The sequence below is a fragment of the Paenibacillus sp. FSL R5-0519 genome (assembly GCF_037974275.1).
Taxonomy (GTDB): Bacteria; Bacillota; Bacilli; order Paenibacillales; family Paenibacillaceae; genus Paenibacillus.
On the sequence record NZ_CP150234.1, the window covers coordinates 6,513,141 to 6,537,672 of the forward strand.

Sequence of the window (24,532 nt, forward strand, 5' to 3'; positions counted from 1 at the left end):
TCGTTCTCTGAAAACTAGATTCGAAACGAAACATGCGAATGACAACTTGCTATTGGATAAGCCCTCGACCGATTAGTACTGGTCAGCTCCATGCATTGCTGCACTTCCACCCCCAGCCTATCTACCTCGTCGTCTTCAAGGGGTCTTACATACTGGGAAATCTCATCTTGAGGGGGGCTTCACGCTTAGATGCTTTCAGCGTTTATCCCGTCCGTACATAGCTACCCAGCGGTGCTCCTGGCGGAACAACTGGTACACCAGCGGTACGTCCATCCCGGTCCTCTCGTACTAAGGACAGCTCCTCTCAAATTTCCTACGCCCACGACAGATAGGGACCGAACTGTCTCACGACGTTCTGAACCCAGCTCGCGTACCGCTTTAATGGGCGAACAGCCCAACCCTTGGGACCTACTTCAGCCCCAGGATGCGATGAGCCGACATCGAGGTGCCAAACCTCCCCGTCGATGTGGACTCTTGGGGGAGATAAGCCTGTTATCCCCAGGGTAGCTTTTATCCGTTGAGCGATGGCCCTTCCATGCGGTACCACCGGATCACTAAGCCCGACTTTCGTCCCTGCTCGACTTGTAGGTCTCGCAGTCAAGCTCCCTTATGCCTTTGCACTCTTCGAATGATTTCCAACCATTCTGAGGGAACCTTTGGGCGCCTCCGTTACTCTTTAGGAGGCGACCGCCCCAGTCAAACTGCCCACCTGACACTGTCCCCGCACCGGATTACGGTACCAGGTTAGAACCTAGATACGATCAGGGTGGTATCCCAACGTTGCCTCCACGCAAGCTGGCGCTCACGCTTCAAAGGCTCCCACCTATCCTGTACAGATCGTACCCAAATTCAATATCAAGCTGCAGTAAAGCTCCATGGGGTCTTTCCGTCTTGTCGCGGGTAACCTGCATCTTCACAGGTATTAAAATTTCACCGGATCTCTCGTTGAGACAGCGCCCAAGTCGTTACGCCATTCGTGCGGGTCAGAATTTACCTGACAAGGAATTTCGCTACCTTAGGACCGTTATAGTTACGGCCGCCGTTTACTGGGGCTTCGGTTCACAGCTTCGGATTGCTCCTAACCACTCCCCTTAACCTTCCAGCACCGGGCAGGCGTCAGCCCGTATACTTCGCCTTACGGCTTCGCACAGACCTGTGTTTTTGCTAAACAGTCGCTTGGGCCTTTTCACTGCGGCCCCCTCGTGCTATTCACACTACCGGGGCACCCCTTCTCCCGAAGTTACGGGGTCATTTTGCCGAGTTCCTTAACGAGAGTTCTTCCGCGCGCCTTAGAATACTCTTCTCGCCTACCTGTGTCGGTTTGCGGTACGGGCACCTTCACCTGGCTAGAGGCTTTTCTTGGCAGTGTGAGATCATGACCTTCGCTACTATAATTTTCGCTCCCCATCACAGCTCAGCCTTACAATGTGCGGATTTGCCTACACATCAGCCTTACTGCTTAGACGGACATCCATCAGTCCGCGTCACTACCCTACTGCGTCCCCCCATTGCTCATAACGGCTTACGGTGGTACAGGAATTTCGACCTGTTGTCCTTCGACTACGCCTTTCGGCCTCGCCTTAGGTCCCGACTTACCCTGAGCGGACGAGCCTTCCTCAGGAACCCTTAGGCTTTCGGCGGATCAGATTCTCACTGATCTTTTCGTTACTCATACCGGCATTCTCACTTGTATAATGTCCAGCGCTCCTTACGGTACACCTTCAACCCTTATACAACGCTCCCCTACCCCTGATGCAAGCATCAAGCCATAGCTTCGGTGGTGTGTTTAGCCCCGTTACATTTTCGGCGCAGAGTCACTCGACCAGTGAGCTATTACGCACTCTTTCAATGGTGGCTGCTTCTAAGCCAACATCCTGGTTGTCTGTGCAACTCCACATCCTTTCCCACTTAACACACACTTGGGGACCTTAGCTGATGGTCTGGGCTGTTTCCCTTTTGACAATGGATCTTAGCACTCACTGTCTGACTCCCGGAAGTAAGTCTATGGCATTCGGAGTTTGACTGAGCTTGGTAACCCTTGCGGGCCCCGCACCCAATCAGTGCTCTACCTCCACGACTCTGTTTTCCGAGGCTAGCCCTAAAGCTATTTCGGGGAGAACCAGCTATCTCCGAGTTCGATTGGAATTTCTCCGCTACCCCCACCTCATCCCCGCACTTTTCAACGTGCGTGGGTTCGGGCCTCCAGTGCGTGTTACCGCACCTTCACCCTGGACAGGGGTAGATCACCCGGTTTCGGGTCTACGTCCACGTACTATGTCGCCCTATTCAGACTCGCTTTCGCTGCGGCTCCGGCTCTTCACCTTAACCTTGCACGGGAACGTAACTCGCCGGTTCATTCTACAAAAGGCACGCCATCACCCCTAAAACGGGCTCTGACTTTTTGTAAGCACACGGTTTCAGGTTCTATTTCACTCCCCTTCCGGGGTGCTTTTCACCTTTCCCTCACGGTACTGCTTCACTATCGGTCGCTAGGAAGTATTTAGCCTTGGCAGATGGTCCTGCCGGATTCATACGGGGTTTCACGTGCCCCGCACTACTCGGGATCCGTCTCGGAGGGAACAGACTTTCAATTACAGGGCTTTTACCTTCTTTGGCGGGCCTTTCCAGACCTCTTCGCTTAACCGGTTCCTTTGTAACTCCATGTGAGACGTCCCACAACCCCAAAGAGCAAGCTCTCTGGTTTGGGCTTCTCCGCGTTCGCTCGCCGCTACTGACGGAATCACTATTGTTTTCTCTTCCTCAGGGTACTTAGATGTTTCAGTTCCCCTGGTATGCCTCTACACAACCTATGTATTCAGTTGTGAGTAACTGGAAATTACCCCAGCTGGGTTTCCCCATTCGGACACCCCCGGATCAAAGCTTGCTTACAGCTCCCCGAGGCAGTTTCGTTGTTCGCCACGTCCTTCATCGGCTCCTAGCGCCTAGGCATCCTCCGTGTGCTCTTAGTAGCTTAACCAAATTGCTCCGGTTTCGATCGCTCGCTTCCCTTGTTTTGGACTGTGTCCAAAGCCAAAAGTCGCTCCCACTCGATACCATCGCAACAGCAATTAACTACCGTTTTTATTGAAACTTGTTATACACAAGTTCAGCTAAAAAGGAATGTTCTAATTCGCATTAACTTTCGTTTCGATATCTAGTTTTCAAAGAACAAGCTCCATGCAAAAGCAAGCTGTTTGAGAGTTTGAGCTCTCAAAACTGAGCAACGAGTGAGTAACTAGCCGACCTGGCTAGATTTTATATTTGAATGTTTCCGTTACAGGAAACGATTCTCCATAGAAAGGAGGTGATCCAGCCGCACCTTCCGATACGGCTACCTTGTTACGACTTCACCCCAATCATCTATCCCACCTTCGGCGGCTGGCTCCTTGCGGTTACCCCACCGACTTCGGGTGTTATAAACTCTCGTGGTGTGACGGGCGGTGTGTACAAGACCCGGGAACGTATTCACCGCGGCATGCTGATCCGCGATTACTAGCAATTCCGACTTCATGCAGGCGAGTTGCAGCCTGCAATCCGAACTGAGACCGGCTTTTTAGGATTCGTTCCACCTCGCGGCTTCACAGCCCGTTGTACCGGCCATTGTAGTACGTGTGTAGCCCAGGTCATAAGGGGCATGATGATTTGACGTCATCCCCACCTTCCTCCGGTTTGTCACCGGCAGTCACCTTAGAGTGCCCATCCGAAATGCTGGCAACTAAGATCAAGGGTTGCGCTCGTTGCGGGACTTAACCCAACATCTCACGACACGAGCTGACGACAACCATGCACCACCTGTCTCCTCTGTCCCGAAGGAAAGGTACATCTCTGTACCGGTCAGAGGGATGTCAAGACCTGGTAAGGTTCTTCGCGTTGCTTCGAATTAAACCACATACTCCACTGCTTGTGCGGGTCCCCGTCAATTCCTTTGAGTTTCAGTCTTGCGACCGTACTCCCCAGGCGGAGTGCTTAATGTGTTAACTTCGGCACCAAGGGTATCGAAACCCCTAACACCTAGCACTCATCGTTTACGGCGTGGACTACCAGGGTATCTAATCCTGTTTGCTCCCCACGCTTTCGCGCCTCAGCGTCAGTTACAGCCCAGAGAGTCGCCTTCGCCACTGGTGTTCCTCCACATATCTACGCATTTCACCGCTACACGTGGAATTCCACTCTCCTCTTCTGCACTCAAGTCACCCAGTTTCCAGTGCGATCCGGGGTTGAGCCCCGGGATTAAACACCAGACTTAAATGACCGCCTGCGCGCGCTTTACGCCCAATAATTCCGGACAACGCTTGCCCCCTACGTATTACCGCGGCTGCTGGCACGTAGTTAGCCGGGGCTTTCTTCTCAGGTACCGTCACCTTGAGAGCAGTTACTCTCCCAAGCGTTCTTCCCTGGCAACAGAGCTTTACGATCCGAAAACCTTCATCACTCACGCGGCATTGCTCCGTCAGGCTTTCGCCCATTGCGGAAGATTCCCTACTGCTGCCTCCCGTAGGAGTCTGGGCCGTGTCTCAGTCCCAGTGTGGCCGATCACCCTCTCAGGTCGGCTACGCATCGTCGCCTTGGTGAGCCGTTACCCCACCAACTAGCTAATGCGCCGCAGGCCCATCCCCAAGTGACAGATTGCTCCGTCTTTCCAGTTTCCTTCAGGCGAAGAAAACAACTATTCGGTATTAGCTACCGTTTCCGGTAGTTGTCCCAAACTTGAGGGCAGGTTGCCTACGTGTTACTCACCCGTCCGCCGCTAAGTCTCAAAGAAGCAAGCTTCTTATCAACTCCGCTCGACTTGCATGTATTAGGCATGCCGCCAGCGTTCGTCCTGAGCCAGGATCAAACTCTCCAATAAAGTATTGAAAAGAGCGATAAGCTCATTTTGAATCTGACGAGATTAAAAATCTCATTTGTGCTCCAGCCGATCCAAGCCAAGGCTTGTTTCAAACTTTCGCGTTCATTCTGCAAGCAGAATGTTCACTCACTCGTTGTTCAGTTTTCAAAGATCAAACTTGTTTTGTTACCGAATGTCATTCTCTTCAGCAACTTTTATATCTTACCACATCCGAACCAACTTTGCAAGCTCTTTTTTTAAGTTTCTTTCGAAGCTTATTTGATTAACTTGCCGCACCGTGTAAACCGTGTTTTCTTGGCCGGATTTAGAATATACCATGTACAGATTTTGATTGCAAGTCTTTTTTTCAACTTTTATAGTTACCGAAATGATACGTCCTAAATGAATATAGAGTGGCCTCCCAATATAGCAGATTCTTATGCGCGTCCCGCTTGATTTTATTGTTTAACATTCCTAGCAGGAACTTTTCTTGGCCATAAACTATAGCTAAAGCTTATTATAAAATCGATTCCGATTATGATTCCCCACATTTTAATCAGATTATAGAAGACGGCTGTACGTTCAGCATCCCCAATCCACCAGATCATGGCGAATAGAAATGCACTACCTATTGCCCAAGCCAAAAGATGTCTAAACCATCCATTACGCTCATGACGTGCATGGTCCCTTCCATATAACTTGTTGCTACGAGGATTCTCTCCGCCTTTGAACCAATACAGGAAATATCGATCCGCCCAAGTGATCATCTGATGACCATAGGCGATACTTACTCCGATATACACCGCAGCAATACCATGAATCATGCTCGCTGTAGCTCCACCTTGAAGATCTATCACAGTGGCCACCAGCAACAACAGATCCACTATTGGTGTAGCCATCAACAAACCAATGCCTAACCTTTTCATGCCAAGAAGATACCTGACACTTAGACCCGCAAACACAAACACCCAAAAGGCAATCTCACATCCTATAATGATATAACCAATCATCTATTAGCCCCCTTTTTTATAATACGATTGTATTAAATATAATTTAGCACATTTGTATCATAATAATCAACAATGATATAATGTTCTTATGCCTAAAATTGTTGATCATGATAAACAGCGTATGCTCGTGGCCGAGGCAGCTTGGCGTGTTATACGAAGAGATGGCATGGAACAAGCCTCTGTTCGGAATATCGCTGAAGAAGCAGGAATTTCGGTTGGTTCGATGCGTCACTACTTTTCCACTCAGTCAGAACTACTACTATATGCCATGAATCTGGTATCCGAACGGGTATCCAACCGAATCCAACACATGTCCTTCACCGGATCTCCCGTGGATAATATGAAATGTTTATTACTCGAGTTATTACCAAACACAGATGAAAAACTGGCCGAAATGGAGGTGTGGTACGCTTTTACAGCCAGATCCAAAACCGATGCAACGCTCAAAGAACTTGCCGATACAGTGTATGATGAACTCAGACTGGCTGTAGGCTATGTTATCACTCACCTGATCGAACATGATCTCACGAGACCAAATCTTGATATTAAACTTGAGATCGAGAGATTGTATGCACTCGTGGATGGCTTGGGTATCCATACGGTGCTTAGACCCGATCAGATGAATGCCAAACTCATGGATGATATCCTTGGTGTGCATCTTGCCTCCTTATGCCGTTAAACCAAAAAAAACCGCAGCACATTCGTTATGACCAAGCCCTGTTACGATAACAGGAGTTAGTTCTGAATGTCTGACGGTTTTTCTTTTTATCCGATAATGATCCGGCCCTCCGGATGACGATACAGTTTCTTCTCTTTGCGCGGACGAAGAGCATACGCGATGGTTAATGGCCCAATACGACCTACAAACATGGTAAAGGTAATAATGATTTTTCCCCAATTGGTCAACTCATCCGTTACTCCCACAGAAAGACCCACGGTACCAATAGCCGATGCAGCTTCGAACATCAGTGAAAGGAATGGTGCATCCTCGGTCGTAAGGAGAAGCATCACCACGATCATGAATATGATCAGAGAAACCATAATAATGGTCAACGCTCTCATCAACAGCTCCTTCGGGACACGCTGGCGGAAAAACACGATATCTTTATTGCCCCGAATCATGGCATACACTGCACCAATCATGATCAGGAATGTAGTCGTCTTGATCCCGCCCCCGGTCGATCCTGGGGAAGCCCCGATAAACATCAGCAGAATGAAGAAAAATTGGGTAGCCTGCCTCATCTCCGTGATATCGATTGTACTTGTTCCAGACGAACGTGTAGAGACTGACTGGAAGAAGGATGCATAGATCTTCTCGCTCCAGGTGAGTGAAGCCAGTGTATGTCCATTGGTAAATTCAAAAACAAACAACACAATTGCGCCTATACCAATCAGCGCTCCCGACACAGACAGCACCAGTTTCGACTGTAGGGAAAGACGACGGCGTTTGCGATACTCAAACAGATCATTTAACACAACAAAACCTAGTCCACCAGAGATAACAAGCACGGATGCAATCAGGTTGAATATCCAGTCTCCAGTGTAATATTGAAAGCTGTTGCCTAACAGATCAAATCCCCCATTATTAAACAATGAAACGGAATGAAATATTCCATAGTATACAGCCCGAATCAATGGCATCTCTGTTGCCCAACGCATCGCCAGTATGACAGCAGCCACCCCTTCAATGGTAAAAGAGAAGATCAACACCTTGCGGATAATGCGTACAATCCCTTCCATACTGTCTGCATTAATGGCTTCTTTGAGCAGTAGCCTGTCCTTGAGTGAGATTCGTCTGCCCAATACAAGTGCAAAAAGGGTAGCTATGGTCATGAAACCGAGTCCACCAAGCTGCATTAATACCATAATGACGAGCTGACCAAACAGATTAAAGGTCGTCCCTACATCCACGACGACAAGTCCTGTCACACATGCGGCAGAGGTTGATGTAAAGAGCGCGTCAATAAACGCCAAATGCTCACCACTTTGGTTAGAGATTGGCAACATGAGAAGCACTGTTCCAATCGCAATGATAAGCAGAAAACCACCGACCAGGATTAACGGGGGAGATAAAAATTTGGCAAAGTGAAGCCTGAACTTCATGAAGGGCACCTCTTTTAACAAAATACGAACAAGTTAGTCTAACTTGAATCCACGACGCAGTTCCACCATATTGTTGTTGTGCTTTGAACAGAACGTTCTGATGAACATTATTTTAAGCGCCTATGTAAACCTAAAGAGGAACTTGCCTCAGCATCATACTGAACGCAGGTTCCTCTTCTATTATGAACGTATGGTACGTTCCTTATTTAATCTTGCGTACGAGGACGCATGTGCGGGAAGAGCAGTACGTCACGAATCGAAGGGGAGTTGGTCAGCAGCATGATCAGACGATCAACCCCGATTCCCAATCCGCCTGTCGGAGGCATACCGTATTCAAGCGCACGGATGAAGTCATCATCCATCTCATGAGCTTCGTCGTTCCCATGTTCTTTCTCCAGCATCTGTGCTTCAAAGCGTTGACGTTGATCAATTGGATCATTCAGCTCTGTGAAGGCATTGGCATGCTCGCGTCCAACGATGAACAATTCGAAACGATCCGTGAAGCGCGGGTCTACATCGTTTTTCTTCGCCAGTGGTGAGATTTCAAGAGGATGTCCCGTGATGAATGTCGGTTGAATCAACGTCTCTTCCACAAATTCTTCAAAGAACGCGTTCAGAATATGACCAAATGTCATATGTTTTTCAACCGGAACCTTATGTTCCTTCGCCAAGTTATGTGCTTCCTCATCCGTCATATGTACGGAGAAGTCTACGCCCACAACTTCCTTAACTGCATCCACCATCGTAACACGACGCCACTGCGGCGTAAGATCTACTTCATGGTCTCCATACTGGATCACTTGTGTACCCAGTACCTCCTGTGCAATATGAGCTACCAAGTTCTCCGTCAATTGCATAATGTCCTTGTAATCGGCATATGCCTCATACAATTCAATCATTGTGAATTCCGGATTGTGGCGTGTGGACATCCCTTCGTTCCGATATACACGGCCGATCTCATACACCTTCTCCAGTCCGCCAACAATCAGACGTTTCAGGTGAAGCTCAATCGCAATTCGCATGTACAATTCCATATCCAGCGCATTGTGATGTGTGATGAACGGACGTGCTGCAGCTCCTCCTGCGATGGTATGCAACGTAGGTGTTTCCACTTCCAGATATCCAAGGGAATCCAGGTAACGACGCATTGATTGAATGATTTTGGAACGTGCGATAAAGGTCTGTTGTACGTCCGGGCTCATAATCAAGTCAACATAACGCTGGCGATAACGAAGCTCCACGTCAGTGAGACCATGGAATTTGTCCGGAAGCGGATAGAGCGATTTGGACAGCACTTCAAGATCTTTAACTTTGACAGAAGTTTCACCTGTTTTGGTCTTAAAGATTACGCCAGTTACCCCAACGATATCGCCAAGGTCCAGCAGGCTGAATGCCGCATACTTGTCCTCAGGTACGGTATCCTGACGAACATAGATCTGGATTCTGCCGCTCAGGTCCTGAATATGTGCAAAGCTTGCTTTACCCATTCCCCGCTTCGCCATAATCCGTCCGGCAATACTGACTTCGATGTGCTTCTCTTCCAGCTCTTCCTTGGTCAGTTCTTCATACTTTTTCAGAATGGAGCCGGCTTCTTCGTTACGTACGTATTTTTGGCCAAAAGGATCGATTCCCAATTTGCGGAGCTCGTCCAATTTGTCACGGCGAATTTGTAAAAGCTCGCTAAGTTCGGTTTCCTGATTCAAGACTTCATCCGTCATGATCTATATTCATCTCCTTATTTACATTGCAGGCATCGCGTGAGGACACTCTTCCTCAAATGTTGAAAAAGCTTCCCTAAGGAAGCTTTTGTTTACCGTGCCCAACTGCTTCGTTACTATAGCTTTTTAATATCTACAATTTTATATTGAATTACGCCAGCAGGCACACTTACATCAACAACTGTACCATTTTTCTTGCCCAAGATCGCTTTACCGACAGGGCTTTCGTTGGAAATCTTGTTCTGAAGCGGGTTTGATTCAGCAGAACCTACAATTGTATATTCTGTGATGTCGCCGAATTCCAAATCTTCCACAGTAACTGTTGCACCTACACTCACGACATCGGTGTCAATCTCATCACTGTTAATAATGCGTGCGTTCCGAAGCATTTTCTCCAAAGTAATAATACGACCTTCAATGAAAGCCTGTTCGTTCTTGGCATCTTCGTATTCAGAGTTCTCACTGATATCTCCATACCCGATGGCTACCTTAATCCGTTCAGCCACTTCGCGGCGCTTCACTGATTTCAATGTTTCCAGTTCTTCTTCCAGCTTCTTAAGTCCCTCTGGTGTAAGGATAACTTCCTTGTCGCTCATCTCAACCGATTCTCCTGTCATGGGAATAATTTGATTGTACGGCAACGGAATCAGTGGTAATTACATAGCTCCGCCCGCATACATCTTCAAAACTATATGAAGTTCTCCAGAGAAATAGAATATTCCTCCTGATGACTAGCCTTTAATTAACGCACATGGCGAATTTATACTGTGAAAGTATAGGGGAACGATCTCGAAAAGTCAATGTTACGTCATCTGTAGCTGTAAACGTTTTACAGACTTAATTACGATGCACTTCCGGCAATCACCGGTTCTGACTCCAAATTACCTTCACTTTTCAGCTGACTCACAAAGTTCTCCAGAATCTGTACCATCTCATCCCGCTTGGTGCCTTCCATAATAACATCCTTGATACGGGCAGATCCTTTCAAGCCTTTCAGATACCAAGCTAGATGTTTACGCATCTCGCGTACGGCAACTGTCTCATTCTTCAATGCAATCAGACGATCCATATGCAGGATGGCAACACGGATCTTCTCTTCACCATTCGGGTCAGGAAGCAATTCACCCGTGCTTAAGTATTGAATGGTACGATACAGCATCCATGGGTTTCCCAGCGCGGCACGACCAATCATAACTCCGTCACAGCCCGTTTCATCCAGCATACGGCGTGCGTCCTCTGGTGTATGGACATCACCGTTGCCGATCACCGGAATAGAGACAGCCTCTTTAACATCTTTGATGTGTGACCAGTCAGCAGTGCCTGTATAGAGTTGCTCTCGTGTTCGGCCGTGTACACTTACCGCCTGTCCACCTGCACGTTCCACCGCGAGCGCATTCTCAACCGCGAAGATATGCTCGTTATCCCAGCCAATACGCATCTTGACCGTTACCGGCTTCTCAACCGCATCTACTACAGCGGATACCATCTCATAGATCTTGTTCGGATCAAGCAACCAACGTGCACCTGCATCACATTTTGTTACCTTAGGCACAGGGCATCCCATGTTAATGTCGATGATGTCTGCATTCGTTTCCTTGTCCACAATCTTGGCTGCTTCTATGAGGGAATCACGATCTCCTCCAAAAATCTGAAGGCTCAGCGGTTTCTCACGCTCATCTACAAACAACATCTCCCGTGTACGCTGGTTGCCATGGACAATGGCTTTGCCACTCACCATCTCCGCACATACGAGGCCTGTTCCGAATTCTTTTGCGATTAATCGAAAAGCCGGATTACATACGCCAGCCATCGGCGCAAGTACGACCTGATTTTTCATTTCAATGCCACCAATGTTAAGCACGGTAGTCGTTTCACTCCTTTTACAATTCTATATGAATCAACGATTATGGTTCGATCGATATCTCTATTGTTATAGCATGACAAAACCGAAACGGTCCTAGTTACCCTGCAACTCCTCGATACTGATTGCCAGCACACCAGCAATTCGATCCAGTTCTTGCTGTGATACCTTACGGTTCCCCCGCTCAATGGCTCCCAGAATGGCCAGCGAGATGCCGGTCTCGGCAGCAAGTTCATGTTGTGTTAAACCTTTCAGCTTCCGGAATGCCCGGATTCGATTGGCCAATTGCATGTTTTCCAAAGCTGTATTCCATCCTTTCCATCCAGTACAGACAACGATGCGTGTACAAAGGTATACAAACCTGAAACCTCGTCCTCCGGTACGATATCCGACAGTGGGACCAGTACAAAAGCCCGTTCGCCCATTCGGGGATGAGGCAATTGGAGCAATTCGGTATCTCGCGTCTCACCCTGCATCCAGAGCAGATCCAGATCAACGGTGCGCGGTCCCCAGCGAATATCACGAACACGACCAAGCCGGTTCTCGATATCCAGTAATTCCGTAAGCAACTGCTCCGGTGTCAGCATCACCTGTACGGCGACTGCCATATTCAGAAACGCAGGCTGATCTACATACCCTACAGGTTCCGTCTCATATAGCGAAGAACAACGCAGAACGGATATATGAGGGTGTTCATCGAGCAAAGACAACGCCTCAAGCAATGTCTCTTCCCGGTCACCCAAATTGGCCCCTAAAGCAATATAAGCCTCTGAAGATTCAGAGGTCGAATGTGCAATCATGATCGGTTCTCACTTTCTTGTGCGGCGAAGCTCTACCGTTACGCCCTCAAAATGAATATCGAATGGCGGATGTGGCTTCGTCACCTTGACTGTCAATGCATTGATAATAGTATAAGTGTCTAGTAAAGAAGATGCAATATGTTCGCCCAAAGCTTCAATTAACTGGAATGATTTGTTCTCTACAATCTGTTTGACCAGCTCATGGATCTCCGCATAATTGATCGTTTTGGTCAGATCATCATTACGTCCAGCCTCACTCAGGTCCATGTCAATCTCCAGATCAATATAGTAACGTGCCCCTAGCTTCCGCTCCTCGGCAAATACACCGTGATATCCGTAATACTCCATGCGATGCATAACCATTCTATCCATACGATCCGCCTGCCCTCTATATATATTGAAATTCTAATCTATTTGAAGTTATCCCTTAGCATCGCCTTTTAAAAAACGCTGCGCTTCCACTGGACGGGTCACTTTGACCCGCCAGAATTATTTCCTCCGTATACCCGGAGAAGCGTATAACATGGCATCACACATGTCTGCCGTCCGCCGAATCGACTTCACATCATGAACCCGAACCATCTGGCAGCCTTGGGCGATGCCGAAGGCAACAGTCGCAGCCGTTCCTTCCAGCGCATCATCGGCACCAACATCCAGGGTGTTCTGGATGAATCTTTTGCGTGAGGTGGCTAGCAGAACCGGATAACCCATTTCATTGAGTACACCGAGCGATGACATGAGCTTCAGATTTTCTGCGAGATCCTTCACAAAACCAATGCCCGGGTCTAGGATAATCTGATCTGCTTTTACACCGGATCCCAGCGCAATCTGTATGCTCTCCTGCAAATCGCTGACGACATCACTCAAATAATCGGTATAGTTTCGTTCCTGTCGATTATGCATCAGAATAATGGGACACCCCAGCGCTGCTGCCGTGCGTGCCATATCTGGATCTGCCTTGGCCCCCCACACATCATTAATGATATGGGCACCGGCCAGAATAGCTTGACGCGCAACATCGGCCTTATACGTGTCTACCGATATCGGAATGTGCGGGGCTTGCTGATGCAATGCTTCGATAACCGGAATGATCCGGCTCAGCTCTTCATCGGCGCCCACTACATTTGAACCTGGCCGTGTGGACTCCCCGCCGATATCAATAAGGTCCGCCCCGTCCTCCATCATCTGCATGGCATGAGCAACCGCCCGCTCCACGTTGGTATACCGACCACCATCCGAGAATGAGTCAGGTGTGACGTTAAGAATGCCCATAATCTGTGTTCTTGCACCCAGCTTCAACTCAGCTGGCCCCCATGCATAGTTCCGTTCATAGATGACAGGTGTAAGTGTCATGAAGTATACCCCGCTTTCTGCCGGTACATACCCAGAAGGACTGTTGTAACCGGGCCTATATGTCCGTTGCTGATTATCGTTACGACTCCGTCCTGATCCCGCAGAGTCGTAACCGGAAGCAGTTCGGCAACTGAGCCTGTTAGAAATATTTCATCTGCTCGCAGAAGATCTTGCCAGGCAGCTAACGTTTCTATGCAAGGAATGCCTTGCTCCGTGGCGATCTCAAGCACCACGGCTCTCGTGATGCCTGGCAGAATGCCGGTTGAGAGTGCTGGCGTGTAGAGCACATTTTCCCGTATCCAAAATACATTGCTGACAATGCCCTCAGCGACATGCCCGTCACGGGTTAATTGTAGACCTTCTGCACCCTGTGCATCCTGCCCATACGCATTCAGCTCCCGTTTCGCCAGAATGCTGTTCATGTAATGCAGTGACTTGAATCGGACTTCACCTTCGGGCGTGTTGCGTGGTGTAGACAACCTTTGAAGCATTTTGCCACTTTCATATAAAGAGGGAGTGGGCTCAGGTAAAGTTCTTGCCAGTAAAATATGATTTGGTTTCGAATAATCACCAGAAGGTAAACCTAGCGGCGCTTCACCTGCGGATACCGTGTATCGGACGTATGCATCCTGAAGTTCATTCGCCTGCATCAAACGTTGAATCCAATCTGTCACCTCTGCCGCGGTCGTTGTAAAAGGAATGCCCAGTTCTTCACACCCCGAAGCCATCCGCTCCAGATGCCGTTCCAGCAGAAAAGGGATGCCTCGATAGGTCCGAAACGTCTCGAACAATCCAAGTCCGTACAAAAAGCCGTGATCCGTTACAGGAACCACGGCTGCCGCCATATTAACCAACTCTCCGTTTATCGCGGCATATTGCATATTATACCTTCACCTGTTGGGACAAGAAGTTGCGAAGCATCTGATGCCCATGGTCTGTAATAATGGATTCCGGGTGGAATTGAACCCCTTCAATCGCATATTCTTTGTGACGCAAACCCATAATTTCACCTTCAGCTGTCTCCGCTGTAATCTCCAGGCAGTCCGGCAGACTGCTGCGCTCTACAATGAGGGAGTGATAACGGGTAGCTGTAAACGGGGATGGCAATCCGGCAAATACGGATGTTCCATTATGGTGCATCTCGGATGTTTTGCCGTGCATCATGCGCTCCGCACGAATGACATTGCCACCAAACGCTTGTCCAATGGACTGATGCCCCAGGCAAACACCAAAGATCGGAATGCTTCCTTTGAAATGCTCGATGACTGCCAGGCTAATACCTGCTTCATTCGGTGTACAAGGACCCGGAGAGATCAGAATATGATTAGGTGCCAGTGCCTCTATGCCTGCCAAATCAATCTCGTCGTTGCGGCGGACTTCCACCGTCTCACCCAGTTCACCCAGATATTGAACCAGGTTGTACGTGAAGGAATCGTAATTATCGATAACCAGTATCATATGCCTGCGCCTCCTCATCTTCCGTCAATGCTAATGACGGTTGCTTCGTTTTATTTTTTAATCGCTTCCGTTCGCTCCGCTTGTTCTTGTTCCATAGCTCTGCTTGCTTCTGCCTCTTCGCTGTAATTCACAGCTCTCATCATCGCTCTTGCCTTGTTGCGACATTCCTTGTATTCCCGATATGGATCGGAATCAATGACAATGCCTGCACCGGCCTGTACATAACCAATACCATCCTTAATGGCAAGTGTACGGATGACGATGTTCAATTCCATATTTCCACTGTAATCCATCCACCCGATGGAACCCGTATAAGGTCCACGACGCACAGGCTCAAGCTCCTCGATAATCTCCATGGTGCGGACTTTGGGCGCTCCGGTAATCGTTCCACCCGGGAATGTCGCAGCAATCACATCAAATACGGATAACCCTTCTGCCAGTCTGCCTTCCACCTGGGAAACGAGATGCATGACATGGGAATACTTCTCGATGGTCATCAATTCAGGCACATGAACCGAACCGTAGGCTGCAATCCGTCCGATATCATTACGTTCCAGATCGACGAGCATAATATGCTCTGCCCGTTCCTTCTCACTGCCCAGCAGTTCATCCGCCATAGCCTTATCCTCTGCCTCATCACGGCCCCTTCTTCGGGTTCCTGCGATGGGACGTGCACTGACTTTCCCGTTCTCCACTTTGACCAGCAGCTCGGGAGATCCGCTTACCAGTTGAAAGTCTGGACTACGAAGCATACCCATATACGGTGATGGATTCACGAGGCGCAGCCATTCATAAATATGCTCAGCGCTCGAATGAAGCCGTTTTTCCTGTCTCAAGGACAGATTCACCTGGAACACATCGCCCTGTCTGATATATTCCTGTACTGTGCGTACAGCCTGTTCAAATTCCTCCTGTGGGAAGGAGGTTGCCCACCCTTCGGATTCCCTGTTCGCATCTTCAGGCTGCGGTGTACGATTGACCTGCTTGTTGCGGCGTTCCAGTGCCTGCATTTGTTCCTCGGCCTGCGCAACCCCCATAATATGAAGCCATCGTTGCTGCATCGCTATCGCTCGTGCTTCGGCCACTGCATATAGACCACGGATATCGGTTTCGTTCGGATTAGGCTCTACAGCCAGATGAACCATGCAGAAAAGTGCCTGTTGCTGATGGTCATACGCCCATATTTCTTCAAAACGCATCCACCAGTAATCCGGCAGAGCCGGGTTATCTTCAGCCAAGGCTGGGAGCTTCTCCAACGATCTCGCTACATCATAGCTGAGATAACCTGCGTATCCACCCCCAAAGTCTGGAGCCCCAGCAACCTTAGGCGCACGATAAGGGGCTGTCCATCTCTTCAATACATCAAGCGGCTTGCCACTATCCGTCGAGGTGGTTCCTTCCGGTACATCACGAATAACCGCTTCCTGACCCTTCCCGGAAATAACGGATACGGGGTCTAGTCCCAGAAATGTATATCTTCCGCCTTTGCCATTCTCCAACACCATTGCGTAGGGTGACGCCTGTTCCCAGGCTGCCTCCCAAGATAACGGTAAACCGCCATGATACGGCCCCTCATCCGACTTGGTGATATAGGGCATCATGGTCCAGCCTTGCTCAGCCCACTCCATCCAGTCGGCGTATGTTGTCATCAGGTGTGTCATTGCGGTTTGCCGCCCTCCATCTGTCGCTAGTTCTATTGTCTGATAGTATACTAAAGCGCCGCTCCTTTTAAAAGCATTACACCAAAAATCCTCCATACCCGTCAGCGGGCAAGGAGGATTGGTTTTGTCATTTGTAGGTTTAGCCTTCGAAGTTGTAAAGCGGTGTGCTGAGGTAACGTTCACCGTTACTTGGCACGATTACAACAACGCGTTTGCCTGCACCCAGCTGTTTGGCAACCTGGAGACCTGCACGGATCGCTGCACCGGAAGAAATACCGGACAGGATGCCCTCTTCCTTCGCTACCTGACGAGCCGTCTCGAATGCATCATCATTCTCAATGTGGATGATCTCATCATAAATTTCTTGGTCGAGGATCTCAGGAATAAAGTTGGCACCGATTCCTTGGATCTTATGAGGTCCTGGTTTGCCGCCTGCGAGAATTGGCGAAGCTGCTGGCTCAACTGCAACAATTTTAATACCAGGGAAAGCTTCTTTCAGCACTTCGCCTGTACCTGTAATGGTTCCGCCTGTACCAATTCCGGCAATGAACGCATCCAACGTACCGCCCACAGACTGGATTGCATCAACAATTTCAGGGCCAGTCGTTTCACGGTGAATCTTCACGTTGGCTTTATTTTTAAATTGCTCAGCCATGAAATAGGATGGGTTTTCTTTCAGCAGTTCTTCGGCTTTTTTAACAGCACCGTTCATACCTTCAGCTCCAGGTGTAAGCACAAGCTCAGCACCGTATGCACGAAGCAAGTTGCGACGCTCCAAGCTCATGGTCTCAGGCATTACAATAACGGACTTGTAGCCTTTGGCTGCAGCCACCATCGCGAGTCCAATTCCCGTGTTACCACTTGTTGCTTCGATAATGGTATCACCTGGTTTCAACTTGCCTTCTTTTTCCGCTTCTTCCACAATGCTAATTGCGATACGGTCTTTCACGCTTGAACCTGGATTCTGATACTCCAGCTTCACGAATACTTCAGCACTGCCTTCAGGTACGATACGGTTTAGACGAACAAGCGGAGTACCTCCGATGAGTTCTGTTACGTTATTAACTACTTTAGCCATATGAATGCCCTCCTTAGTGGATGAATAAAACTTGAGTCCTGTTAACTATACTGTGCGGCCGATAGCCTCTGGGATGTTATAGAAGAACTGCGGAAATCCTGCTGCTCCCATCCCTTACTGCAAATATTTCAAGACAGGGTGAAGGTTTCCGTAAGTTTCTTTGTTCATAAGTAAATCTTTTATATCCGAGTAAACGAGTAGGTATTTATTATTTTCATCTTATCAACGTTAACCCTTATTGTCAATATGAGTACTCAAAAAAATACTCTGCCTTCGGCCCTAAGACCGCAGACAGAGTATTTTTATCAAGATGCTGCAGAGCGAGACCATATTCCCATAAAATTTCAGGAGGCAGGAATCTCGGACAGGATTACGGCTTCATACTTGTTACGCAGCATTTGTTCGACCTGTGGCAAGGGATCCGCCTGACTCAGAGCCAGCTGCATTCGAATCTCCTCACGGACCTCTTCGGCCGATTGCACCTGTTGTTCTTCTTTATCATTGAGTCTGATAATCGCATAGCCCTCTTCCACTTGAACTGGACCACCAATATTACCTATATCCAGTCCGGCAGCGAGTTGAAGAATTTCTTCGGACTGGAATGGATCATTCCGCTCAATCCAGCCCAGCCTGCCACCAGCATCACGAGAGAAGCTGTCTGTCGATTGCCTGCGGGCAGCTTCTTCAAAGTCTTCCCCCTTCTCCAACGCATCCAGTAAGGAATCGGCTTCCTCTTCTTCCTTCACTACGATAATGGACAAGTCATATTTCTCGGGGGAAACGTAGTCCTCACGGTGTTCAGTCCAGTAATGCTCAATATCTGCATCCTTGATCTGTACGCCGATCGTTGCGATTTTCTCCAACAGCAGCCTGTAGCCGGCTTCCAATTCAAGCTCCTGTTTCGACAGGCCCAATTGAGACTTCATTTCGTCATAATACGCATTCTCCGAATCATACCCATCCATCGCGGCCGCAAGCTCTCTTGCAATCTCTTGGGGAGTGACGATCAGCTTGCGTTCAATTGCTTCGGCATATACCGCTTTACGGTTTAACATCTGGAGTAATAACTCACTGCCGTAACGTCTTTTCAGCGCATCGGTCCACTCTTTATCCGTGATTACTTCTCCGTTGATCGTCGCTACGGTGCTTCCTTCTTCCGTATTGGCATCATGGGATGCATCTGCCTCGTCTTTGCCCTGTCTTAGACCATGCAGAGCCATCACCGTACCCATGACCAGCATGCCCAGCGTCAGGACAATGACAGCCGTCCACAACCCTTTTTCCTGTCTTGTCATTCCGCATCCCGTCCCCGCATAGATCAGTTCTTGGCTTGCTCTAGGATGGTCTCAAGTTGTTCTTTATTAAAGTCATAAGCTTCATTACAGAATTGGCAAACTACTTCAGCTTGGCCCTCTTCTTCAATTAATTGTTCCATCTCCGTTTGGCCCAGGCTGATTAGCGTCTTCTCTACCCGCTCACGTGAACACTCACAGCTAAAATGAATATCCAATCCTTCCATTACTTGTACATCTGGCAACAATCGGCGAAGCAACTCTTCCAATTCAAGCCCCTGCTCCAGTAAAGTCGTCACTGGCGGCAATTCACTAATAGCATTTTCGATCGCCGTGATCTCTTGATCTGTCAACCCCGGCAACAGCTGCATAATGAAACCGCCTGCGACAATAACGGAATTATCCGTATCAACGAGCACGCCAACGCCTACAGCAGAAGGGGTTTGCTCCGATTGAGCAAAATAGTACGTGAAGTCTTCACCCAGTTCTCCTGAAATAATAGGTACACTGCCACGATATGGCTCTTTCAATCCCAGGTCTTTCGTTATGTTAATGAAACCTTCCGTTCCAACCGCACCGGCAACGTCCAGTTTCCCCACACTGTTGCTTGGCAGATGTACATGTGGATTAGAAACATATCCTCGTACTTCGCCTTTGGCATTGGCATCGGCTACAATCTGTCCAATTGGACCATCGCCGTTAACTTGTACCGTTAACTTCTCTTCACCTTTGAGCATTGCACCCATAATGGCTGCAGTTGTAACCGTACGCCCCATGGCAGCTGTAGCCGTGGGAAACGTATCATGTCTTCTGCGTAGTTCCTCAACCAGTTCCGTAGTCTGGATAGCAAAGGCTCTTACCTTTCCATTCATTGCTGTACCACGAATTAACCGGTCATGCTTGTTGTTGTTTTCCAAGTCATTCAGCCTCCTTTGGCGTATCGCCATAATAGTCGTAACACAGAAAAAACGGCACAACACTTAAGCTGTAATCTCAGCCCGCTGTATGCCGTCTCTATGCTCACCTTTCCCGGTTCCGCTCATATATAATACGCAGCCCTTCAAGCGTAAGCAGCGGATCAACTTCCTCTATACTACGGGTTTCTTCTGCGATAAGTGTAGCGAGACCACCCGTCGCGATAACTCTGGGTTTCGCACCCATCTCTTCGCGAATGCGTTCTACAATACCGTCTACCTGCCCTGCATAGCCAAATATAATACCTGCTTGCATGGCATGAATAGTATTACGGCCAATCACCTTTTTAGGTTTCTCCAGCTCTATACGAGGCAGCTTGGATGCCCGCTCATAAAGGGCTTCCGTGGCGATCTGAATGCCAGGTACAATAGCTCCACCCAGGTAGTGACCTTTCTCGTCAATACAGTCAAAGGTCGTTGCGGTACCGAAATCGACCACGACGAGAGGGCCGCCATATTTCTCAACGGCTGCCACTGCATTCACAATACGATCTGCACCCACTTCACGAGGGTTCTCATATCGCAAGTTCAAGCCGGTTTTGATGCCGGGCCCGACGAGTAAAGCTTTTTTTCCTACATATTTCTCACACATCGCTTCGATGACATTCACCAGTGGCGGAACCACAGATGAGATGATGACACCTTCGATGTCACTTGCCCTGATGCCCGACATATGAAATAAATTATAAATCAATACGCCGTATTCATCCACTGTTGACTGACGGGATGTACTCAGACGAAAGTGGTGCAGCAATTCCCGGCCTTGATATACGCCGAGTACCATATTGCTGTTCCCCACGTCTACAACTAGAATCAAAGAGGTTCACCCCTCTTTCTTTTCATTTAAATCCAGGCTGATATCCAGGCTCTCAAAAGAATAGGTTAACCTGCCAACCGAGATTACATCCACACCACTCTCAGCAATACCACGAATGGTCTGGAGGGATACGTTGCCGGATGCTTCAACCTTCACATGAGGAGCCTGTTCATGAATAAGCTCAACCGCTTCACGCATCCGCTCTGGATGCATGTTATCCAGCATAATGATATCTGCCCCCGCTTGCAAGGCTTCTCTCACCTGCTCCAGATTTTCAGTCTCCACTTCAATCGTCATCGTATGTGGAATAACGGTTCGCGCACGCTGTACCGCCTCAGTGATTCCGCCTGCACCCTTGATGTGGTTATCCTTAATCATAACGGCATCGTACAGTCCAAATCGATGATTCGCTCCGCCACCCACGCGCACTGCGTATTTCTCAAGTAATCGGTGACCCGGCGTTGTCTTACGAGTATCCACAAGTCTGGTCTCAAGTCCATCCAGCAGATCAACGTAAGCACGCGTACGCGTAGCAATCCCGGACATACGTTGCAGCAAGTTGAGTGCCAGTCGTTCCCCCGTAAGTAGCGAGTGTGTACTTCCCTCTACCTCGGCTAAAATTGTGCCGTGGGTAACCTTGTCTCCGTCTATTACCTTCGGTGTAAAAACAAGATCAGGATCAACGATCTGAAATACAAGTTCAGCCACAGTCATGCCTGCAATAATACCATTGTCTTTGGCGTGTATAATAGCCTTGGATTGGTTGCCTGCTGGGATCGTCACACTCGTTGTAACGTCACCTGCACCGACATCTTCACGAAGCCAGTTTTTGATTGATTCGATAAGCCCTTCATTATATCCGTTCAGTATCATGACATCAATTCCTCCACAATCGCTTGTTCTCGCTGCTGCAGACTATGCTTCTGCCACACCATGTCATCACGTACCGGGAAATCCTCACGATAGTGAGCCCCCCGACTCTCCTCGCGGTGTAATGCGCCGCCGGTAACTAACCAGGCACAGGTCAGAAGATTGGCATACTCCAACTCTTCCTTATGAGTAAGTGTCTGATCAAAAAACTGCAATTCCTGTTGCAGCTTCTCCATGGCCTTCTGCAGGTCCTCACCTTTTCGGCGCAAGCCTACCTGACGAACCATCATTTTCTGTAATCGTAAGCGTCTTTCGGATACCGGCTTTTGCTCTTCCATGATCTTGTTGATCTTGATATTCATGCCCGCAGATGAAGGCGCACCCGCTCTTCCTTGTAATGAACCAAGCGGAGGAAGAGATTGAATACGCTCAACAATTCTCCGACCAAATACAATCGCTTCTGATAAGGAGTTGCTTGCCAGTCGGTTAGCTCCATGCACTCCTGTAGAAGATACCTCGCCACAAGCAAATAATCGGGAGATGCTGCTCTCTCCACTTAAATCCGTTTTCACGCCACCCATCATGTAATGGGCAGCAGGTGCAACGGGAATCCAGTCGGTTGTCATGTCCAATCCATACCGCATACAAGTCTCATATATGGTAGGAAACCGGTGCTTGATCATCTCTGGCTGTTCATGCGTAATGTCCAAATACACGAACGTACTGTTGGTGGACTCCATCTCACTAACAATCGCTCGTGCCACGATATCGCGTGGGGCCAGTTCAAGCTGGACATGATAACGATCCATGAAGCGTTCGCCCTTCACATTGCGCAAATATGCTCCTTCACCACGTACGGCTTCTGACACAAGGAAACGCGGGGCCCCCGGGTAACAAAGAGAGGTTGGGTGGAATTGGATAAATTCCATGTCACGCACGATAGCCCCAGCCCGGTAGGCCATTGCTACACCATCGGCAGTAGCTACATCCGGGTTCGTTGTGTATCGGTATAGTTGCCCTGCCCCGCCAGAGCAAAGAACGGTTGCCTGTGCTTTCACGAACACTTGCGATCCGTCATCCTTTTGAACCAGTGCGCCAATGCATTCCCCTCGCTCTGTAATCAGGTCAACAACAAAATGCTCATCCCATACTTCAATCCCGGGATGCTCATTCACTTCGACAGCAAGTGCACGTACAATCTCATATCCCGTGGCATCCCCGTTGGCATGCAAAATACGGCGGTGGCTATGCGCACCTTCCTGCGTCAATGCCAACTCGCCGTTCTCCAGATCAAACAAAGTACCCAGACGAATCAGTTCCTTCACTCCGTCCGGACCCTCGTTCACCAATACCTCTACCGCCTCGGAGCGGCATAAGCCCGCTCCTGCAACAAGTGTATCCTGCAAGTGGTAAGCAGGTGAATCATCCTCAGCAATAACCGCAGCGATTCCTCCCTGCGCATATCTGGTGTTACTTTCAAGTAATGACTTCTTCGTGATCATTAATACACGTTGTTGTTCACTGGCCTTAATAGCAGTAAACAAGCCAGCAATCCCTGAGCCTATAACCAGTACATCCGTCTCTACCATGGGTAGCGCAGACAGATCAAAATCTACTAAATATTGCGGTATCATGTTATTCACCTGTCTTGGAGCAAGAGTAGCGCATCCTATTTTACTAACAACATGCGCTCTAGTGATTCTCTGGCTTTGTCGGCAACAGCCGGTGGCACGTAGATCTGCGGCTTCATCGTTTCCAGGCATTTCACCAGTTTCTTCAAGTTGTTCACCTTCATATTGGGACATACGAGGAACTTGGTAGCAAAATGGAACTGTTTATCCGGACTATCCAGACGAAGCTGATATCCTGTGCCATCTTCCGTACCTACGATAAATTCCTTCGCTGATGAATTTTTGCAATACTCCAGAATAGCTGTTGTGCTGCCCACGAAATCACCCATTTCCACAACCTCAGGGCGACACTCTGGATGAACAACAAACTCTGCATTTGGATGCTTGGCTCTCATCTCCACTACATCCTTGACTGTGAGCATATCATGCGTGTTGCAGTAACCTTCCCAGATAATCATTTTTTTGTCTGTATGCTGCTGCACGTAATGTCCCAGGTTTTTATCAGGTACCCAGATAATCTCGTCGGAATCCACCGATTGAATAACCCGAACTGCATTCGCTGAAGTACAACAGATGTCAGTCTCAGCCTTAATCTCAGCCGAGGAATTGATATAAGTAACCACCTTGGCGTTAGGGTGTTGTGCTTTCAATTTGCGTAATCCATCCACGTTCACCATATCTGCCATCGGGCAGCCCGCACGTTCATCCGGAATAATAACGGTTTTGTTAGGCGCCAGAATTTTAGCGCTTTCACCCATAAAATGAACACCACAGAAAACAATTACATCGGCATCGGTTTGTGCTGCCTTCTGGGCTAATAAAAACGAATCTCCACGGAAGTCAGCAACCTCCTGTACCTCGTCACGTTGATAATAATGGGCAAGAATAATGGCATTCCGTTCCTTCTTCAATTCCATCAGCCGCTCACGCAACTCGCGGTTCATCTCAGCCTTGCGCTCTAAAGCCAGAGCTTCCACCTGTGATCCTCTCCTTTATCGGGACAGCGTCATACGCTGTTTCGTAGGGCCATCCTAAGTCGTTAATGTCGCTTGAGAAACGAATCACAAGCGGTTTAACA

At 48.7% G+C, this 24,532-nt stretch carries 20 protein-coding genes and 2 rRNA genes; 1 reads left to right on the forward strand and 21 read right to left on the reverse strand.

Features of this window, described 5'->3' with window-relative positions:
- Positions 1-52 precede the first annotated feature (52 nt).
- The 3 genes from MKY73_RS29355 to MKY73_RS29365 all read right to left on the reverse strand — a co-directional run bounded on the left by MKY73_RS29355 (position 53) and on the right by MKY73_RS29365 (position 5,838).
- Positions 53-2,977 (reverse strand): 23S ribosomal RNA (locus MKY73_RS29355).
- Positions 2,978-3,297: 320 nt separating this feature from the next.
- Positions 3,298-4,849 (reverse strand): 16S ribosomal RNA (locus MKY73_RS29360).
- The 16S and 23S rRNA genes sit together here, the layout of an rRNA operon.
- Positions 4,850-5,286: 437 nt before the next feature.
- A complete protein-coding gene (locus MKY73_RS29365) occupies positions 5,287-5,838 on the reverse strand; it encodes a hypothetical protein (protein WP_339304944.1) in 552 nt (183 codons plus the stop codon).
- Between the two features lie 88 nt (positions 5,839-5,926).
- Between MKY73_RS29365 and MKY73_RS29370 the strand changes: the two genes are divergently transcribed.
- Positions 5,927-6,517, forward strand: a complete 591-nt coding sequence (locus MKY73_RS29370) for a TetR/AcrR family transcriptional regulator (RefSeq protein WP_339304946.1) — start codon at positions 5,927-5,929, stop codon at positions 6,515-6,517.
- Between the two features lie 86 nt (positions 6,518-6,603).
- On the opposite strand, the gene MKY73_RS29375 is transcribed toward MKY73_RS29370, so the two are convergent.
- The 18 genes from MKY73_RS29375 to nadA form a co-directional block, all read right to left on the reverse strand.
- Positions 6,604-7,941, reverse strand: a complete 1,338-nt coding sequence (locus MKY73_RS29375) for a TrkH family potassium uptake protein (RefSeq protein ID WP_339304948.1) — start codon at positions 7,939-7,941, stop codon at positions 6,604-6,606.
- A 206-nt stretch (positions 7,942-8,147) separates the two neighbouring features.
- A complete protein-coding gene (gene lysS / locus MKY73_RS29380) occupies positions 8,148-9,659 on the reverse strand; it encodes a lysine--tRNA ligase (RefSeq protein ID WP_339238954.1) in 1,512 nt (503 codons plus the stop codon).
- A 116-nt stretch (positions 9,660-9,775) separates the two neighbouring features.
- On the reverse strand, positions 9,776-10,255 hold the full coding sequence (gene greA / locus MKY73_RS29385) for a transcription elongation factor GreA (RefSeq protein WP_076216743.1): 480 nt from the start codon (positions 10,253-10,255) through the stop codon (positions 9,776-9,778).
- A 245-nt stretch (positions 10,256-10,500) separates the two neighbouring features.
- The gene (gene dusB, locus MKY73_RS29390; RefSeq protein WP_339238953.1) at positions 10,501-11,520 is read right to left on the reverse strand and encodes a tRNA dihydrouridine synthase DusB; all 1,020 of its coding nucleotides are present in this window, start codon (positions 11,518-11,520) and stop codon (positions 10,501-10,503) included.
- A gap of 96 nt (positions 11,521-11,616) precedes the next feature.
- Positions 11,617-11,820: a helix-turn-helix transcriptional regulator gene (locus MKY73_RS29395; RefSeq protein ID WP_339304950.1), complete on the reverse strand. Its 204-nt coding sequence runs from the start codon at positions 11,818-11,820 to the stop codon at positions 11,617-11,619.
- A complete protein-coding gene (folK, locus tag MKY73_RS29400; protein WP_339304952.1) occupies positions 11,772-12,320 on the reverse strand; it encodes a 2-amino-4-hydroxy-6-hydroxymethyldihydropteridine diphosphokinase in 549 nt (182 codons plus the stop codon). The genes MKY73_RS29395 and folK overlap by 49 nt, the downstream gene beginning before the upstream one ends.
- A gap of 9 nt (positions 12,321-12,329) precedes the next feature.
- Positions 12,330-12,692: a dihydroneopterin aldolase gene (folB, locus tag MKY73_RS29405; RefSeq protein WP_339238951.1), complete on the reverse strand. Its 363-nt coding sequence runs from the start codon at positions 12,690-12,692 to the stop codon at positions 12,330-12,332.
- Between the two features lie 117 nt (positions 12,693-12,809).
- Positions 12,810-13,673 carry a dihydropteroate synthase gene (gene folP / locus MKY73_RS29410; protein ID WP_339304953.1) on the reverse strand — a complete coding sequence of 288 codons (864 nt, stop codon included), beginning with the start codon at positions 13,671-13,673 and terminating at the stop codon, positions 12,810-12,812.
- Positions 13,670-14,554, reverse strand: a complete 885-nt coding sequence (locus MKY73_RS29415) for an aminotransferase class IV (RefSeq protein ID WP_339304955.1) — start codon at positions 14,552-14,554, stop codon at positions 13,670-13,672. Before MKY73_RS29415 ends, folP begins: the two co-directional genes overlap by 4 nt.
- 1 nt (position 14,555) lies before the next feature.
- A complete protein-coding gene (gene pabA, locus MKY73_RS29420) occupies positions 14,556-15,131 on the reverse strand; it encodes an aminodeoxychorismate/anthranilate synthase component II (RefSeq protein WP_339304957.1) in 576 nt (191 codons plus the stop codon).
- Positions 15,132-15,181: 50 nt separating this feature from the next.
- The gene (locus tag MKY73_RS29425) at positions 15,182-16,792 is read right to left on the reverse strand and encodes an anthranilate synthase component I family protein (RefSeq protein ID WP_339304959.1); all 1,611 of its coding nucleotides are present in this window, start codon (positions 16,790-16,792) and stop codon (positions 15,182-15,184) included.
- 139 nt (positions 16,793-16,931) lie between these two features.
- On the reverse strand, positions 16,932-17,870 hold the full coding sequence (gene cysK, locus MKY73_RS29430; RefSeq protein ID WP_339238945.1) for a cysteine synthase A: 939 nt from the start codon (positions 17,868-17,870) through the stop codon (positions 16,932-16,934).
- A gap of 344 nt (positions 17,871-18,214) precedes the next feature.
- Positions 18,215-19,165 carry a peptidyl-prolyl cis-trans isomerase gene (locus MKY73_RS29435; RefSeq protein WP_339304960.1) on the reverse strand — a complete coding sequence of 317 codons (951 nt, stop codon included), beginning with the start codon at positions 19,163-19,165 and terminating at the stop codon, positions 18,215-18,217.
- Between the two features lie 23 nt (positions 19,166-19,188).
- Entirely contained in the window at positions 19,189-20,079 is an 891-nt protein-coding gene (gene hslO, locus MKY73_RS29440) for an Hsp33 family molecular chaperone HslO (protein WP_339304962.1), read from the reverse strand.
- Positions 20,080-20,182: 103 nt separating this feature from the next.
- Positions 20,183-20,953: a type III pantothenate kinase gene (locus tag MKY73_RS29445; protein ID WP_026081372.1), complete on the reverse strand. Its 771-nt coding sequence runs from the start codon at positions 20,951-20,953 to the stop codon at positions 20,183-20,185.
- A 6-nt stretch (positions 20,954-20,959) separates the two neighbouring features.
- Complete coding sequence (gene nadC / locus MKY73_RS29450; protein WP_339304964.1) at positions 20,960-21,826, reverse strand: carboxylating nicotinate-nucleotide diphosphorylase; 867 nt, start codon at positions 21,824-21,826, stop codon at positions 20,960-20,962.
- Positions 21,823-23,457 carry an L-aspartate oxidase gene (gene nadB / locus MKY73_RS29455; RefSeq protein ID WP_339304965.1) on the reverse strand — a complete coding sequence of 545 codons (1,635 nt, stop codon included), beginning with the start codon at positions 23,455-23,457 and terminating at the stop codon, positions 21,823-21,825. The genes nadC and nadB overlap by 4 nt, the downstream gene beginning before the upstream one ends.
- 35 nt (positions 23,458-23,492) lie before the next feature.
- Positions 23,493-24,431 (reverse strand): quinolinate synthase NadA, encoded by a 939-nt coding sequence (nadA, locus tag MKY73_RS29460; protein WP_017691350.1) that lies wholly within the window; start codon positions 24,429-24,431, stop codon positions 23,493-23,495.
- Between the last annotated feature and the right edge of the window lie 101 nt (positions 24,432-24,532).